Here is a 16,758-nt window from a genome sequence, read left to right as displayed (position 1 = left end):
GTGAGGGGGCATCTGCCGCCCCCTTGGGTTCCCCCTATGTACGGAGGGGTCATGTCAATGACCTAAATTATCTATATGATACAGTTAATCTCGGATTAACAAATAAAAAAATGATAATTTATCTCGGATAAAAGGGTATAATAATTTATTATTAATGAAAGGATTTTTATGGATTATTTTTTTAGGACTACTCCTGACGCTGGTTTTACTTTTAATATGCACTTGGTGCGTTTGGGGTTGATTGTATTTTTATATTTTATTTATCAATTTAGGTCAAATGCTAGGCTTTTGAAGGCTTTGCTTGTGGCTAGCATTTGTTTGCAGGGGATTTTGTATTGGTGGTACACTCTTGATCATGATCTTTGGATTTCGGATGGTTTGCCTTTGTACCATTGTAGGATTGCTGGGATTTGTTTGCCTATTGCTTTCTTTTTGAAAAAGAGGAAGGCTATGGCGTTTTTTGCTGACCTTGCCTTGGTGGGGACTTTGGTGGCTTTTGCTGTGCCGGATCCTTCTGCTTACGCTTGGCCTCATGTGACTAATGTGACTTATATCCTAAATCACTATGTCCTTATAGCTTGTGGTTTGCTTGTGACTGAGAATTATAAGGAGAAATTGACTTTTAAGGAGATTGGCCTTACTTGCCTTGGCATTAATGCGTTGATTTTAGGGGCGGATTTGGCTTTGGGTGCGAATTATGGTTACCTTACCAAGGTGCCTATCGCCTTTTTTGATGGCTATCCAGTGGTTATAGTTTTTTCTGCTATGACTCTGCTTATGTCCCTTGCCCTTTATTTGGTGGAGCTTCTTAAGAAAAAAGAAGGGACAAAGGTCTGATTTTTTCTATATATTAGTAGCCGGCATAATTTTTATAGAAAGGAGAATGAGGCTTACTTTCTATAAGGGGTTGGACTTTAAAATTCATTTTAATTTTGCTCTAGCTTGGCTAGGGCTTTTTTAGTGGAAATTTTTCTGTGCCAGCCTTATTTTTTAAAGGCTTACTTGCTTTGATATTTGCTAGCGATTGAGAAAGGCCAGTGAGTTTTGCCTCTATTGTTAGTATGAACATTGTTGATTTAATTTCACAAGTAGGTTTCCCAATAGTTATGAATCTCATTTTGATTATCCAGATTAATGGCAAGTTGGATGAGATTTTGAGGGAGATTAAGAAGTAGGAGGATTATGACACGAGAAAAAATGATTGATTTCGCCCTTTCCAAAGTGGGAAGGGTGGCTTATGCTATGGCTTATCCAGCTAGGCTTGGACCTTATTTTTATGATTGTTCGTCTTTTGTCTATTACGCTTTGATTGCCGGGGGTTTTCTGGCTAAGGGGTCTGCTATTGGCAATACTGAGAGCCTTTATAGGCTTAAGGGCAAGGTTCTTAGGGAGATTTATTCCTACGATGAAGTAGAGCGTGGGGATATTTTTATCAGGGGCATTGAGGGCAGGTCGGCTGGGCCTTATGGTCATACTGGGATTTTCCTTGCCAAGGATAAGATTATCCATTGTTCTTATGGGGCGAATGGGGTCGTCATTGCTGATAGGTCGACAGGAATAGGAAGGGTTTTGGACCGCAAAAGGTCGGTTAGGGAAAGATATTTTAGGCCGATTGGATTAAAAAACCAGACTGGGGTGCGATTTATAGACAAAATCGGGATGGCTATTATAAAAGTCGTGACAAATGTGAGGACGGAGCCGAGTACAAAGGCTGGGATAGTAGCAGCTTATCCAGCTGGATCTGTGGTTTATTACGATAGGTTGGCAGAAAATGAAGGTTACCTATGGGCATCCTATATAGGTAGGAGTTCGGGAAAGAGAAGGTATGTAGCTATAGAAAAAAAGGGGTGAAAAGCTCCTTTTTTTATTTGGTATTTCTAAGCTTTCTCTTGGCTTTAGTCTTGATTTATTTTTTGTGTTTTTTTGTCTAAAACTTTGTAAAAAGGGGTATAATAATTGTAATGAATGTATTGTTTTCAATTGATTGAATAAGAAAGGAATTGTTATGAATAAAAAATTTAAAGTATTAGCATTTGCTATGAGCATGGCTTTTGTAGCTCCTTCAGTAGCTATGGCAGCTGATTCTAAAATTGATACTAAGATTAAAAAACTAGACAAGAAAATTACTAAACTTGAGGATGATTATGACACTTTGAATGGCATTTATCAAAATGTTCGTGCCCAATCTAAGGCTTACACTACAAAAAAGGGTAAGTTAGTTTTTGATGAAAAGGCTGTAAAGGATAAGTTATTTAAAATTGCTATCAAGCTTGATGAATATGTTGAAAATACAACACCTTCTATGGAACAAGCTATGCTTGGTGCGTATTTTGTAAATGGCGCTAAGGGCCAAGGCTACACTATCCGTCCACAAAGCGAAGAAGACCTTTATAATTATCTTAAGGGATATTTTGTAATGAAGGATGGCAAGGACAAGGCTAAGTACGAAAAGCTTTTAAAACAATATGTAAAAGCTATTGCTAATTCTGTAGTTTTGCCAGACTTAGAAGACACTGTTGCTAGCACCTATGATGAGGTACAAGACCAAAAGCTAAAGCTAGAAGCAGCTAAGGCACAACGCAAGGATTTATTAAAACAAAAGAAAAAATTAACAGACCTAGAAAAGGCTGTTTCAAGAGCAAAGATTACTTTAGAAGCTGGTAAAAAACTAATAGCTTTAGCTCCAGAAAAGATAGCTGGTGTTAGGGCAGAGCTTGATAAACTCATGGCTGAGCAAGAAAAGCTAATCAAAGCAGGAGAAAAAATACTAAACAAAAACAAGTAATCTCTATAAGTGTTGAAATCTAGGACCTTTCCTAAGGGAAATCCTAGTTGATATAAGTACACAAACGGGCGACGCTTGTGGGGGGATGTATGAATAAAAAAATAATTGCGAGCCTCTTGACCCTAGGACTTGTACTAGGCCCTGTATCGGCCACAGTACAAAGCTCCTACGCAACAGAGGTAAGTACAGAAAAAAGTGATACAGAAAAAGCTTATGATATGATTTACTTAATTAAGGCTTATGTGGAAGATTTTGAAATTACAAAAAAATCTGATATCTTCCGTCTTGCTAGTACTGAAAAGCAAGAAGCTCTTAGTAAGGTTATGAAAGAAGCAGGAGAATATTCTAATCTTGATAAAGTAAGATTAAGCGAATTAGAAGGTCATATCAAAGCAATAGAAGCATCTAATAAGGACTTAGTGGATGATGCAAATGCAAATCTCGCAGGATTTAAAGTAAGTATTATTAATTTAGAGAATTTGCTTAAGAATCATGAGGGCCAAAAAGATAAAGAAGATTATAAGAAGCTTTTAGAAGCCTTAAAATCATCTAAAGCACAATTAAAAACAGAAAATTTAGCAAAACTTAAGGGCGATGACTTAGTTACTGCAAGCAAAACTTTAGCTGATAACTTCAAAGCATACAAAGAAAATTTATCCGATAGCAAAGAATACAAGGTAAGTGCAGAAGATATTGCTAAGCTTGATGAAGAAATCAAAAAAGAAGAAATTTCAACTGATAAAAATACTGAAGCTCTTAATTATGATAAAGAAATCCTAGTTAATGGTAATAAAGATTTTGTCGAGTCATTAAAATTTACATTAGCAGATGATAGTAAAAAGAAAGCTTATAATGATGCTAAAGAGACACTAGGAAAATTAGCTAGTAATGCAAATTATAATGATATTTACAAGGCTGTGCGAGACCTTGCTCAAGCAAGATATAATATAGAAGGCAAAGATTTAGGATTAAAGATTATAAAAGTCGGATTAAGCCCTGAAGAAATCAAAGCAAAAACTTTAGAAGTTATAAAAAAATTAAAATTACATTATGAAAATAGAGATAAACTCCTTCAGAATTTTAAAGATGATAATCTTAAAAAAGATTATATTACAAAATCGTCTTTAGGGTTAACCTATGTATATAACTATGCAAAAGGAATAGAGAGAGATCTTAAAGTTTATCAAGAATTAAATGACAAACTTGATGAATTGAAAGCTAAGATTGAAAAGGCTAAATCTGGGGAAGTCCATATAGAAAAAACCAAGTTAGACAAACTCAAGGATGACATCAAAAAGGCAGAGGAATTTACAAAGACTAAGGACTTCGAATCTGCTAGTGAAGATTACAAGAAAAAGCTTAACGAGGAAATCGAAAAGGCTAAAAAACTTACAGAAAAAAGCTCAGTTACAGATGATGAAGCTAGCAAGGCTTCGGAAGCTATCAAGTCTGCCCTAGCAAACTTTACTAAGTTTGCTGACAAGTCAAAGGCAAAAGAGGGTCTTGAAAAATTGCTAAAGATTACAGACAAAGTAAAGATTGACCAAATCTACGGCAAGGACCAAAAAGAATTAAGGGATGCCTATGTAAATGCTAGGGAAAATGCAGAAAAATCTGTAAAAGATTTTGAAAATAAAAGTCTTGATGATATGCAAAAAGCCTATGATAAATTCCTAGAATCTGTGAATAGGCTCTATGAGTTTTTGGTTACAAGACTAAAAAAATTAGTAGATGATGATAAGAAATTTAGAGAAACCAATGCCTATAAGGATGCTCTAAAAGATAGCAAAAAAGATGAAGCTATCAAAAATTATAAAAGCAGACTTGAAGAGGCTGAGAAAATCCTAAAGGAAACTGCACCTGAAGCAAACAAGCTAGATGAAATTTATAAAAAGCTAGTAGAAGCTAGGGCCAATATAGATAAGAAGATGACTGACCAGGCAAGGAAGCTAACTGATGCTATTGCGGAATCTTATGCATTTTTAGAATCTAAAGAGTACAAGATTGCTTTAACAGGTAGTAATGGAACTTTAAATTATGCAGCTAAAAAATATAAATCAGATATAGAAAAAGCAAAAAAACTTAAAGAGGCTGGCAAGCTTGATAGTGATGAAGCGAAAGAGCTGTTAGAGTCAATAACTTATGCTAAAGATTTTATAGAATCTAAAATAAGTGAAAAAAAATATTTAATATATGAATACACAAAAAAACTTAATGAAATTAAAAATCATAAAGACTATATGGATTTGAATCAAGCCCTTAGGAAGAGACTTGAAAATGCTCTTGAAAAAGCCGGTAGTAGTGCTAGTGAGTCTGATATTTTTAAAGCTCTTGACGAGGTTATGACTGATAGTGATATACAAGACTTTATTAAAAAGATGGAAGCAGAGAATGATAAAAATTCCATAAGGAACAAGATTCTTGATGATTTGAATGCCTTAATTAGCGAAGATAAGAAGCTTAAAGAAAGTAGTTTCAAGTATAAGAAAGCTCAAAAATCTCTTAGAGATGCTTATGATTTAGCTCTAAAGGAAGCAATATCCTTTATAGAGAAGAATGATAAGCCAACAGAAGAAGAGGTCAGAGCAGTTTATAAAAAATTATTAAATGCAAAAAATGCCTTAGATGGAGATAAGTTTGATGAATTGATTCATGCTTTAGCTGCTAAATTTAAGAAGGAACAATTAAAAATATCAAATCCAGCTGATAGGAAGGCTATAGCTGAGAAAATCAATGCACTTTCTGGTGATGATATGACTATGGATGATGCTTTGAAAGTTGAAAAGGAGCTTAATGACCTTATTAACAAACAAAGTGTGGCAACTACAATCGTCCCTTCAAAACCAGCAGTTCCACAGACTGTGACACCACAAAGTCAGACCACTTTCCGACCACTTTCTACAATAACCAACCCAGGTTCTATTGTAAAAACAGGTATAAGAGGTATGGCTAAGGTAGTAGGTATTCTAGTTGTAGCCCTAGTAATATTTAAACTAACATCTAAAAAAGGAGACAAAAAATGAAATTAACCAATAAAACTCTTATCGCTGCTCTTTTGTTAGCAGTAACATTAACAGGTTGCGATAGCTTAAAAAATAAACTTAAAAATACCGAAGATAAAAAGGTAGAAGAGCAAGCTGACGAAACAGGCAAAAAAGAAGGCGAAGAAGACGCAGAAAATACAGGTTCTACTGAAGAAGCCGAAGAAGGCAAAGATTCTGAAGAAGGCAAAGATTCTGAAGAAGGAAAGGATGCTGAAGAAGGCGAAGAATCTAAAGAAGATAAAAAAGAAAAGTCTGGTGAAGCAGAAACAGACCCAGGCAAAACTGTTAAAGAAAAGCTTGAAGATGCTATCTTCAAGAATAGAGTTCAATCAAGAGCTGCAGAAATTCTTCTCCAAGAAGCTCCAGAATCACTTTCAGCTGAGCAAAAAGCTAAGTTAGAGAAATTAATTGAAGAATCTAATAAGTTAATCGAAAAAGCAGAAGAAATGGTTGATTCCCTATAAAATGAACTAAAGAGGCTAAAGTAAGAGGATAGATGATTATGATCGCAAATTATATAATTTAATGATCAGGTTTTTGCCAAAATTTTGGTGAAAAATTCACTATCCGCCTTAGCCTCTTTTCTTATATTTGTACTATAAATATATTTTGTAGATAAGATGAATGGGAAAAGAAAGGTTAAAAAATGAAAAATAAGAACATAAAAAAAGCAGTGCTTGCCCTAGCGCTAACATCAGTGGCCTTTGGTCCATGCCTAGCAAAAGCACATGCTTCAGATTCTACCCAGGCAAGAATAGAATACTTAGAAACATATAAAGAATTTGAAAATACTTTAGAAAAAGCCAAGGAAGCCAAGGCTAGCTACAAGTATTTGAATGCTACTTACTTAAGCATGAAGGGCCTAGATGCGGCAATATCAGACGGAGATTTTCTTAAAGCTAAGGTAAAAAGAAATGAACTTACAAGCAGTGACAGGGCAAAAATCCTTAATGCTACAATAAATCTAAAAGAAGCCATGGGCCAACTAAATGGAAAGAAGGCTTCAATTAGCGAATTGAAAGAATTAATAGACGCTAATGCTGATTTTACCAAGTCATATTCTTTCCTATATGCTAGTGACGCCCAAAAAGACGCTTACCTAGATTCATATAGCAGGGCTTATAGGTTTTATATTTATAATACAGATGGGGCTAGCTTGTCAAAAACCAAGCTTGATGCCTATGTTTTGGATTTGAAAGCAAAAAAATCTGCTATAACAGATGCCTATGCACCTTTTGAAAATAAACAAGCTCTCAAAAATGAAATCGCAGAGGCAGCTAAATTGAGAAATGATGCTGACAAATATACTGAGAAGAGCTTCCAAACTTTCATCTCAGCACTTAGACTTGCAGAAACAAGTGTAGAGGATAAGGCGAGATTAAAGACTGCTAGCGAATACAAAGAGATAAGAGAAACTCTCAAATCTGCCAGACTTGCCCTTGTTAAAAAAGATGAAGTAGACAAGGATAAGAAAAAACAAATTGAAAAATTAGAAGATGCTGTTGCTAGAAACAAGGTTGCTGTTAAGGCAGTAAATCTATTGTTCGAAGTAGCTCCTAAAAAGGTAGCTCCAATAAAGGGCCAACTACTAAAATTATTAAGAGAATCCGAAGAACTTGTAAAAATGGCTGAAAAGCTTTTAGCAGAATTAAAAGGAATTAAGGGTTAATATGAAAATATATAAAAAATTAGCTATATCACTTCTAGCTGCAAATTTCGCTTTTTTGGGTTTGGCACAAACAAATACCCACCAAGTCTATGCGGCAGAAGGCCAAAATGATCAAATAAAGTATGACATTCAAAAAAAGAACCTCTTGCTTGCTATAAGCGATAGCACCAATGTTGTAAGCTCAGAAGTTTATAATTCATATATATCAGCTGATTTGCAACAAGCCTACCTAGTAGCTATATCTCAGGGCAAGGCCTTGTTACTAAAGGGCGATGGCGCAAGTTTTGATGAACTCCGCATAGCTACAGGAAACATCAAGGAAGCAAAAGCTGAAATGATGCGTCAAGCTGATAAAAATATAAAGACTATTAAGCTAAAAGAGGCTATATCAAGGAATAAGATTACTGTAAATGCCGCAAAATTATTACTTCAGACAGCTCCAAACAAGGTAGCTGGCGTAAGGGATAAGTTAATCCAACTAATCAATGAATCTGAGAGATTGATTAAGGTGGCAGAAGCTATTTTATAAAAAATATAACTAGCAAGATAAAAAAGGAATCTTTTGGGATTTGAACCTAGTCTTGCTAGTTATTTTATTATGGAGATGATATGAAAATTTTAAAAAAAATCAGTCTGGTATTTGTATTCTTGCTTTGCCTAGCCATACCAGCTAGGAAAGTGGAAGCTTCTGTTGAAAGCGAAAAGCAATTTCTTACCATAGACACAAAAAGACATAGGGATGTGTTAAAAAGGGTAAACCAAGCCATCAAAGAAGGCAAGGTAAAAGGCTCTAAGCAAAAAATAGAAAAACTCAAAGAAACTATCAAATCCATGGATGACTTATTAAACCAAGTCGAAAGACTCCAGGAAATTTATAGGGAAAACATTAGAATTAGGGATCAAATCAGGCCTCATCTACAAAATAGAGATACTTATTTTAGTGTAGATATAGGAAGGCTAACAACAAATAAAAGGATATCTGATTTGTTCATAGATGTGGCAAAGGAAGATGATTATTTTTATTATGGTCAATACGCATCTGCTAAGGTAGATACAACCTACAATCCAGCCAAATCAAGAAAAGACAAGACCTTTATAGAAAAAGCCAAATTTGATGTAAAATACAGGGTAGGCCTAGATAGGGAATACGCAACCAGCAACTTTGTAAAAAAATGGGTAAGTGAAAATATAGACCCAAGCCTAACAGAGTATGCAAAAGTAAAAGCTATCCATGACTTTATAGTCAAGAAAAATTACTACAACAAAGGCGATAGGAACGAAGAAAGTGGCGGTATATCAATCTACCACCCAGCTTCAATCCTCTTTGGCAACGGCGGAGTATGTAACGCCTACGCCACCCTCTTTGACCTAATGGCCAAGCAAGCAGGACTTGAAACAAGGTTTTTGACCGGCAAGTCACTTAAAAATGGCGAAGACCATATGTGGAACATGGTAAAAATCATGGGCAATTGGTACCATATAGACACAACCTGGGATGACCCAATAATAAGCTTTAAAAATAAGGATATAGAAAATCTTGGAGATTTCGTAATCTATGATTACTTCCTAAAATCAGATGCAGAAATAAAAAAATCAAGAACTATAAACGAAAGCAAAACACGCCCACAAGCCAAAACAAACTTCCCACCTAGTCCAGCAAATTTAAAAATTGAAGAGATTGACGTGAAATATTATGTAAAATAAGAAGCCAGGTTTCTCATACTCTCTTTTCTCCTTTTCCACGGAAGTGTGCAGGGAGAAAAGAGAGTTTTTCTTTTATTTGAGAATAAATTATCTTTTCACTAGGTGAGTCTATTATTCCAGGAATAACATCTTATTTTCCGTTAATCCGAGATTAACTGCATCTTATATATGTTTTAGGTCATTTACATGACCCCTCCGTACATAGGGGGAACCCAAGGGGGCGGCAGCGCTCTAGGCCGCTTGGGCAAAATCCCCCTCACTGGTTCCCCCTAAGACCCCCGGCAAGCCCGTCGGCTCGAGGAGACCTACACCCCCGACTGCTCCTAAAGCGGAGTGCGGAAGGGGAAGTTTGCCTACGGCAAACCTCTTTTGTATGGAGAATGGCTTCGTATTGCTTTACGTATATCCCCATAGATTTCTAATAATCAAGCCCCTAAAAACTGATAACTCGCTAACGCTCAAACAATCAGTTTTCTTAACGGGGCTTTCTATTAAAAATCTTTACCCGATAGAGGGGAGAATTGTCTTCGAAGTTCCAGATTTTGCAAGGCTCGTTTGGCTTTCGCCAAACTTTGCTAATTGAGTGTTTATTTTAGAACGAAGAAATTTAATCTTAATATCGAGTATTTTGTAAATGAAGTCGGCGTATAAAAATTTGATTGTTTGAGGCTTTAGCCGAGTTATCAAATTTTAGCCGACTGAATGTCAAAAAAGTTTGGATATAGTTCAACACAAACAGAGGAACCGCTATATCAACAGTTTGCCGAAGGCAAACACATTATCCCCCGAGAGGGGTCGCCCGGAGGGTGTAACGGAAGGGGTTTTAAAGGGGACCCGATGGGGGAACATCTTGCCTTAGCGGCCGAGAGCGCCGAAACGTTCCCTAGGGCTCCCCTTTTTACGAAGCAGCCATGTGAATGGCTAAGAAATAATTAAAGATAAATTAAAATCCTAAATAAAAATATAATTTATCTAGGATAAGAAAGAGAAAAAATAACTTATCTTGGATAAGAACTTACGGAACGTAATCTTTTTACAATTAACGCTCCTATTCGTCGCGTCACTTGTAAAAAATTACATAAGGTTTTTCATAAATTTCTACTTCGGTGCTTTGCACCTTGAGAAATTTTGAAAATCGTAAAAACTTTTATTTAAAAGTTTTTACTACCATTAATCTCGGATAAAAAAAGAACTATTTCTAGTTCTTTTCAATAACAATAATATATGGTGGGTTATGGGGTCTGGTTGGTTGGGTTATTTTTGTTATTTCGTATTTTTTTTGGTCTATATTTGCTAGGTATTTTTCTATTTGTTCGCTTTCAATTTTGCCGGCTGGGTGGCCTGGGTAGATGGTTAGGATTATTATTCCTTCTTTGTTTAGGAGTTGTAGGGTCTTTTCTAGGCTCTGGATGGTGCTTTCGTAGGTGGTGGTAATTTCTTTATTGCCTCTTGGTAGGTAGCCTAGGTTGTAGATTGCTAGGTCTATCCCTTCTTTTATGTATTTTTCAACATCAGCGTGGCTTGCTAAGTTGAAGATAAATCTCGGGTCAGGTCCTATTAGGTTTTTGGCTTCATTTTCAGCTTCTTTTTGGATATCAAAGCCATATAGCCTTATTAGTTGGGGATTTTCTAGGAGAAACTTGCTGTCGTTTCCCCTTCCAACTGTCATGTCTGCGGCGATTTTTATTTCTTTTTTACTGTCTATTATTATTTTGACTAGGTCTGTGATTTTTTTTCCCATTAGTAGGGCCCCATGTTTTCTAGGTCTTTGCCGTTGATTTCTCTAAAGAAGCTGGCGTTGTTTGCTTCTCCTTTTCTGATGGGCATACCCATCCTGTGCATTTCGTTTAGTTTGAAGATCATGAGATTGACGTTGACTTCGTACATACTTGCTAGTTCGTTGTAGGTGTAGCCTTCGATTATGTCTTCCATGATTTTTTTCTCGTCTAATAATAGGTGGGAGGCAAAAATATTTGCTTCTATTTCCATTTCGCTTTTTATATCAAATATTTCATATTCTACTAGGTTGTCTTTAGCATTTTCCTGGTGGTAGAGGTCGTGGCCGAGCTCGTGGGCTAGGACCATGTTTACTATTCTGTAGTCTACGTGAGGGTTGTAAAAGACGAAGCGCCTGCCTAGGATTATCTTATACATGCCTAGGAGTTTGGTGTTGTCTTTGAAGGTGATGAGTCCTACTCCACGGCCTTCTAGGATTTCCTTAGGGTCACGAGTACCATAGGTTTTTATTAGGTTTTGGGCGTCCTGGTAGATTTGATCATATGCATATGCCATTATTTCTTATTCCTAAATTTTTTGCTGTCTTGTTTGGCTATATAGTAGGCTTCGGAGATGGCGTCTAGGATGGCCCTTTTGTCTTCTTCTGGGACTTCGCCCCCTGCCATAAGACCTATAACTCCATCAACTAATTCTTCTGCTTCCTTGCCTGCCTTAAAGCCATATCTTTCACGGGTGGTGAGGATAAAGTCTTCTTCGTCTGTGACTAGGTAGTCGTGGCTGGTGTTTAGGGCATCTGCCAAAAGGTCGTAGGTCTTTCTATACCTTGGTTTTGACAGACCTAGCTCATAGCGGGATATGGTTTTTAGGGAAACATTGACCATATCAGCTAGCTCGCCTTGGGTTAATTTTTTTTCTTCTCTTAGACTTTTTAATTTGCTTGCGAAACTCATAACTCTCCTCTTTTATCATTTAAAAAAATTTGGATTCTAAAAATCAGTCTTGACAAAAGACACTTAGTGTCCTATAATTAGGTTACAGTCACTTATTGTCTTAATTATACATTAAGAGTCTAGAATAATCAAGATTTTTACTAAAACTTTTACCATAAGGAGTATGAAATGAAGAGAATAATCCTACATTCAGATATGAACGCCTGCTATGCATCTATTGAAGCTAAGCTAAATCCATCCCTTAAGGGCAAGGCCATGGCTGTGGCGGGTAATCCTAAAAATAGGAATGGCATTATCCTTGCCAAAAGCCAGGAGGCCAAGGAAAGGGGTGTTAAAACAGGTATGCCAATTTGGGAGGCCCTTACCCATTGCAGGGACTTGATTTTAGTTCCTCCCCACTATGACCAGTACCTCAAACATTCAAAAATGGCGAAAAAAATCTATTACGATTATACCAACCAGGTCGAATCCTTTGGTCTGGATGAGTGTTTCCTAGATGTGTCTGGTTCTACCAAGCTTTTTGGGTCGGGAATGGACATTGCCCAGGAAATCTCAAGGCGAATGAAGGAAGAAGTTGGCCTTACAGTGTCTATCGGGATTTCTTTTTGTAAAATTTTTGCCAAGCTTGGCTCTGATATGAAAAAGCCTGATGCTATCACTCTTATTGATGAAAATAATTGGAAAGACTTGGTTTGGCCGCAAAAGGTTGAGGCTATGGTTGGCATAGGTAGGGCGACTAAGGCCAAGCTTAACCGTATCGGCATTTATAGTTTGGGAGACCTTGCCAAGGCTCCGGTGAGTCTTTTGCAAAATTTGCTAGGCATAAACGGTGTCTACCTTTGGACTTACGCCAACGGCGAAGATTTGCGTCCGGTTGTGGATATAAACCACAAGGACATCATCAAAACCATAGGTAATTCTTCTACTTGTAGGCAGGATTTGATAAATAATGGCGAGGTCAAAAATGTTTTGCAAGAGCTGAGTTTTTCAGTATCTAGGAGGCTTAGGGAGGCAGGACTTGAAGCCAATGGAGTGGAAATTTTTGTAAGGGATTCTGATTTATTTTCCCAACATTTTACCGATAAGCTAAAAATTGCCAGCCAGTCTTCCATTACCCTAGCTGATGCTGGTTTTAGGCTTTTTTGCGAAAAATACGACTGGAGCCTGCCTGTGAGAGCTGTTGGCATTAGGGCAGTAGACCTTAAGCCCTTGGGGTCAGGTAGCCAATTAGATGTTTTTATGGAATGTGATAAGTATTTTAAGGAGGAATCTTGCGACAAGGCTCTTTACGAAATCAGGAAAAAATACGGCAAGGATGCCATTTCCTTTGCTGCCCTCAAAAGGGACATCAAACTACCAAAAGATCTCAACGAAATCATTACCCTACCCAACAGGCACTACAATTCTTGATGAAATTTTAAGGTTTTTGGGTATAAATACAAATAGGAATGATTTTTAAATTTAGGAGAAAAAAATGACAGAAAAAATACTAGACTTGCTAAAAGATTTTTTAAAAAATAACAATATTGAAGACCTAGACCTTGGCGAAATCGCAAAATCCTTGCCAATAGACGAAATAAGGGCCATGGTCACAGGCCGAGATGAATATGTGGTTAAAAGAAGTGGAAAGCTTGAAAAATTTGATGAAGAAAAGATTTCAAGGTCCATAAAAAACGCTGCTGACAGGGCAGGTATGCAAATAAACAGCTCTGATATTGAACTTATCCTAAAAGACGTGGCAGATAAATTATTTTATGGCGATAACAAAAGGCTCACAAAAACTACACAAGTTAGGGACTTAATCCTTGAAGCCTTGAAAAATGATGGTTTTTCAAAAATCCGTGATGCCTACCAAACCTACGCCCAAGATCAAAACTAATGTTAATTAAGATAATAGGGGTTGGGAAAATCAAGGAAAAATTCTACAAGGAAGCCATCTCTGAGTACGAAAAAAGGATGACAGCCTACAATAAGGTGGAAATTGTAGAAGTTAATGACGAAAAAGCCCCAGAAAGTCTGTCAGAGAAGGAAATTGACCAGGTAAAAACTGCTGAGGGCGAGAGAATCCTAGCTAAAATCAAAGAAGATTCCTTTGTTGTGACCCTAGAAATAGCCGGCAAGGCCCTAGACTCAGTTAAATTTGCCCAGCTAATCCAAGATGAAATGCTAGATGGTTTTGGCAGGGACTTGGTTTTTGTAATCGGTGGATCAAATGGCCTGGGAGATAATGTCCTAAAAAGGTCTAATTACAGGCTATCCTTCGGGAAAATGACCTATCCCCACCAGCTAATGAGAGTCATCCTAATGGAGCAAATTTACAGGGCCTACAGGATAATAAACAAGGAGCCGTATCATAAATAGATTTTCAATCCGAGATTGAATTATCTTATATATAATATTAGGTTATTTACATGACCACTTCGTAATCGGGAGGGACGCTAAGGGACCTTCCGTCGCTCTCGGCCGCTGGGCACGTCGTCCCTCATCGCTTCCCTCCCAAGCCCTCCCTTTCCTTACACCCCCAGACGGCTCCTTAAGCGGAGGGCGGAAGAGGTAGCTTGCCTTTTCGGCAAGCATTTTTGTGTAGGGTTTTCGTCCTTGTTTTAGTTGGTGTATATTCGTACTGATTTCTAATCGTCGGTCACCTAAAAATCGTAAACTCGGCTAAAGCCTCAAACAAGCGATTTTTGTAACGGTGACCTTGATTAGAAATCTTTTGCCGATAAAAGGGAGAATTTGTCTCTAAGTTCTAGAATGTAGCTAGGCTAGTTCGCCTTTGCCAAACATTGCCATATGGCAAAACTCAATTTGAAAAAATCCCGATGCAAGAGCGAACATCATCTAGAGAAAATCGATGGAGACCTCTCGTCGCTTTGCTCCTCGAGGTGGGTGATGTTGTCCATATCGTTTTTCAAAGTTTAATTTATTATTTTTTATCAGAAGATTATAAATTCTTTGAAAGCAACTCAAACTCCCACAGCGCCATCTCGAACGATAGTGAGAGATCTCTATAGTTCAGTATATCAAGGGTTCTGTAGATGCATCGTTTTTATCTGTATTCATATTTTTTCTTCAAAAATATCCTGGTATAATACTAAACCCTAAGCCGTAGGTGATTATACAGATGCTATAAACCTAGAACCAGAATATTCGAAGCGCCCATATTCTTCCACACAAACCCCCCTCGCCATACTACTTCTTCATTATACAAAAATAGTGCAAGATTGAAATAACTTTCTTTCTTACACTATTTATGGTACTAAAAAACCCAACCAAACTAACATTTCACGAGTCTGGCTGGGCTTATTTTTTATTTTATATTTCCCTTGTGAAGTCTTCGATTTCTACAAATACTGGCATCCCATTTTTATATACTTGGGCGACTTCTCCCTTGATTAGGGGAAGGGTGTAGGCGAGGATTTTTTCCTGGAGGGTTTTCTTATCTTTTAACCATTCTTGGGGGATTTTCATTTCCTTGTTGGCGATTTCGTCTGGACTAACTTCTGTATAGTAAGTTTCGTAGTTTTCCCCATCTTTTCTCCTTAAAACTGGGACTAGGTTTGTCCTTGTCATTCCAAGGTCTACTGCCTTGTAACCGAGCCTGTAGGCTTCCTTAGAATCAATTTCGGAAATCAAGGCATTTGACCTTTGGACTATGTTTAGTTCAACTGCCCTGGATTTGATTTTAAGCCTATCTCTGACAAGGTCGGCAAGTCTTTGGCCTACTCCTGAAACTATTGGGTGGTTGAAACCGTCCTTGGTGTTGGCAAAAACTTCCTTAGACAAAACTCCTTCTGTATCTCTGAAACCTTCTGCAATAGCTACAAGGAGGTTTTTTTCGGTCTTTAGTGCTTTTTTTATGTCTTCTAAAAGTTCATCTATAGAAATTTCATCTTCTGGTATGTATAAAAGATTTACCAAATCTTTTGGGTAGGAGTAATTGGCAACAAGGCTTGAAGCTGCGAGCCAACCTGCGTGACGGCCCATGATTTCAACGAAGGTTACACTTTCTAAATCATAGATATCTACATCACACCTGAGGCTTCTTAGTGTTGAGGCTATGTACTTAGCAGCTGAGCCGAAACCTGGTGAATGATCCATCCCTTCTAGGTCATTGTCAATGGTTTTTGGACAACCGACTACATTTATCCCCTCAATTTTTTTATATTCTATGTAGGCATTTAACTTTTTGACTGTATCCATGGAATCATTGCCCCCGATATAGACAAAAAGTCCTATGTCGTTTGTCTTTAGGCTCGCAAAAATCTTTTCGTAAATAGGATTATCTAGGTCATCATCAAGCTTGAACCTACAAGAACCAAGGATTGACGCAGGTCTTGCCTTAAGCTTCTTGGTCATATTTTCCTTGGTGAAAATTTCAGTATCCACAAGCCTTATATGGTTGTTAATAATTCCTTCAATCCCATTCATAGAAACAAAAATCTTTTCAAAATCATTATCAATCCCACTATCGATAACACCTGCCAAAGATGAGTTGATTACAGATGTTGGACCACCTGATTGGGCTACAATTAGATTCATTTATTCTCCTTATTTAATAAAAAATTTTCTAGATAAAAAGCTATCCCATCTTCATTATTCGACTTAGTCACATAAGCTGCAAGTTTTTTTATAGGGTCAACTGCATTACCCATGGCGACCCCTGTGCCTGCTACTTCAAACATGGACATATCGTTCATTTCATCGCCAAAAACAATGACATCTTCCTTATCGATACCAAAAATCTTGCAAGCTTCCAAAATAGATGAGCCCTTAGAAAGACCTAAAGGCATAATTTCATAAAAAAACCTAGTAGACTTAACCTGGGCAGTCCTATCACCAAACTTCTCAAAAAGCCTCCTAGCTGGT

Annotated in this window: 16 protein-coding genes; 11 read left to right on the top strand and 5 right to left on the bottom strand. The window is 37.2% G+C overall.

Annotated features, from left to right (window positions below; genetic code table 11):
• Window positions 1–168 precede the first annotated feature (168 nt).
• From RQ907_RS03515 to RQ907_RS03475, 8 genes are all read left to right on the top strand, one after another.
• On the top strand, window positions 169–837 hold the full coding sequence (locus tag RQ907_RS03515) for a TIGR02206 family membrane protein (RefSeq protein ID WP_311492021.1): 669 nt from the start codon (window positions 169–171) through the stop codon (window positions 835–837).
• A 345-nt stretch (window positions 838–1,182) separates the two neighbouring features.
• The gene (locus RQ907_RS03505; RefSeq protein ID WP_311492020.1) at window positions 1,183–1,851 is read left to right on the top strand and encodes a peptidoglycan amidohydrolase family protein; all 669 of its coding nucleotides are present in this window, start codon (window positions 1,183–1,185) and stop codon (window positions 1,849–1,851) included.
• A gap of 154 nt (window positions 1,852–2,005) precedes the next feature.
• Window positions 2,006–2,785, top strand: a complete 780-nt coding sequence (locus tag RQ907_RS03500; RefSeq protein ID WP_311492019.1) for a hypothetical protein — start codon at window positions 2,006–2,008, stop codon at window positions 2,783–2,785.
• A gap of 89 nt (window positions 2,786–2,874) precedes the next feature.
• Window positions 2,875–5,808 carry a hypothetical protein gene (locus RQ907_RS03495; protein ID WP_311492018.1) on the top strand — a complete coding sequence of 978 codons (2,934 nt, stop codon included), beginning with the start codon at window positions 2,875–2,877 and terminating at the stop codon, window positions 5,806–5,808.
• Entirely contained in the window at window positions 5,805–6,293 is a 489-nt protein-coding gene (locus RQ907_RS03490) for a hypothetical protein (protein WP_311492017.1), read from the top strand. The genes RQ907_RS03495 and RQ907_RS03490 overlap by 4 nt, the downstream gene beginning before the upstream one ends.
• A 182-nt stretch (window positions 6,294–6,475) precedes the next feature.
• Window positions 6,476–7,498 carry a hypothetical protein gene (locus tag RQ907_RS03485; protein ID WP_311492016.1) on the top strand — a complete coding sequence of 341 codons (1,023 nt, stop codon included), beginning with the start codon at window positions 6,476–6,478 and terminating at the stop codon, window positions 7,496–7,498.
• 1 nt (window position 7,499) lies between these two features.
• Window positions 7,500–8,027 carry a hypothetical protein gene (locus RQ907_RS03480; RefSeq protein WP_311492015.1) on the top strand — a complete coding sequence of 176 codons (528 nt, stop codon included), beginning with the start codon at window positions 7,500–7,502 and terminating at the stop codon, window positions 8,025–8,027.
• An 80-nt stretch (window positions 8,028–8,107) separates the two neighbouring features.
• The gene (locus tag RQ907_RS03475; protein ID WP_311492014.1) at window positions 8,108–9,202 is read left to right on the top strand and encodes a transglutaminase domain-containing protein; all 1,095 of its coding nucleotides are present in this window, start codon (window positions 8,108–8,110) and stop codon (window positions 9,200–9,202) included.
• A gap of 1,198 nt (window positions 9,203–10,400) precedes the next feature.
• Here the strand turns inward: RQ907_RS03475 and RQ907_RS03470 are convergent.
• From RQ907_RS03470 to RQ907_RS03460, 3 genes are read right to left on the bottom strand one after another with little or no spacing between them, the layout of a single operon-like run.
• On the bottom strand, window positions 10,401–10,943 hold the full coding sequence (locus RQ907_RS03470) for a class I SAM-dependent methyltransferase (RefSeq protein ID WP_311492013.1): 543 nt from the start codon (window positions 10,941–10,943) through the stop codon (window positions 10,401–10,403).
• Window positions 10,943–11,494, bottom strand: a complete 552-nt coding sequence (locus RQ907_RS03465) for an ImmA/IrrE family metallo-endopeptidase (protein ID WP_311492012.1) — start codon at window positions 11,492–11,494, stop codon at window positions 10,943–10,945. The genes RQ907_RS03470 and RQ907_RS03465 overlap by 1 nt, the downstream gene beginning before the upstream one ends.
• Window positions 11,494–11,889: a helix-turn-helix transcriptional regulator gene (locus RQ907_RS03460; RefSeq protein ID WP_311492011.1), complete on the bottom strand. Its 396-nt coding sequence runs from the start codon at window positions 11,887–11,889 to the stop codon at window positions 11,494–11,496. Before RQ907_RS03460 ends, RQ907_RS03465 begins: the two co-directional genes overlap by 1 nt.
• Before the next feature lie 168 nt (window positions 11,890–12,057).
• On the opposite strand from RQ907_RS03460, the gene RQ907_RS03455 reads away from it, so the two are divergent.
• From RQ907_RS03455 to rlmH, 3 genes are all read left to right on the top strand, one after another.
• Window positions 12,058–13,299 carry a DNA polymerase IV gene (locus tag RQ907_RS03455; RefSeq protein ID WP_311492010.1) on the top strand — a complete coding sequence of 414 codons (1,242 nt, stop codon included), beginning with the start codon at window positions 12,058–12,060 and terminating at the stop codon, window positions 13,297–13,299.
• Window positions 13,300–13,363: 64 nt separating this feature from the next.
• On the top strand, window positions 13,364–13,768 hold the full coding sequence (locus tag RQ907_RS03450; RefSeq protein ID WP_311492009.1) for an ATP cone domain-containing protein: 405 nt from the start codon (window positions 13,364–13,366) through the stop codon (window positions 13,766–13,768).
• Window positions 13,768–14,250, top strand: coding sequence for a 23S rRNA (pseudouridine(1915)-N(3))-methyltransferase RlmH (gene rlmH, locus RQ907_RS03445; RefSeq protein WP_311492008.1), 483 nt, complete (start codon window positions 13,768–13,770; stop codon window positions 14,248–14,250). The genes RQ907_RS03450 and rlmH overlap by 1 nt, the downstream gene beginning before the upstream one ends.
• Window positions 14,251–15,204: 954 nt before the next feature.
• On the opposite strand, the gene RQ907_RS03440 is transcribed toward rlmH, so the two are convergent.
• Entirely contained in the window at window positions 15,205–16,431 is a 1,227-nt protein-coding gene (locus tag RQ907_RS03440; RefSeq protein ID WP_311492007.1) for a diphosphate--fructose-6-phosphate 1-phosphotransferase, read from the bottom strand.
• On the bottom strand, window positions 16,428–16,758 hold a 331-nt coding region (locus RQ907_RS03435; RefSeq protein WP_311492006.1), incomplete at its 5' end, for an HAD hydrolase family protein. The genes RQ907_RS03440 and RQ907_RS03435, both read right to left, overlap by 4 nt.

It is taken from the genome of uncultured Anaerococcus sp., from assembly GCF_963510575.1.
Classification (GTDB): domain Bacteria; phylum Bacillota; class Clostridia; order Tissierellales; family Peptoniphilaceae; genus Anaerococcus.
The sequence above is the reverse complement of the archived record's forward strand: the minus strand, read 5'-3'. Positions and strand labels throughout refer to the sequence as shown.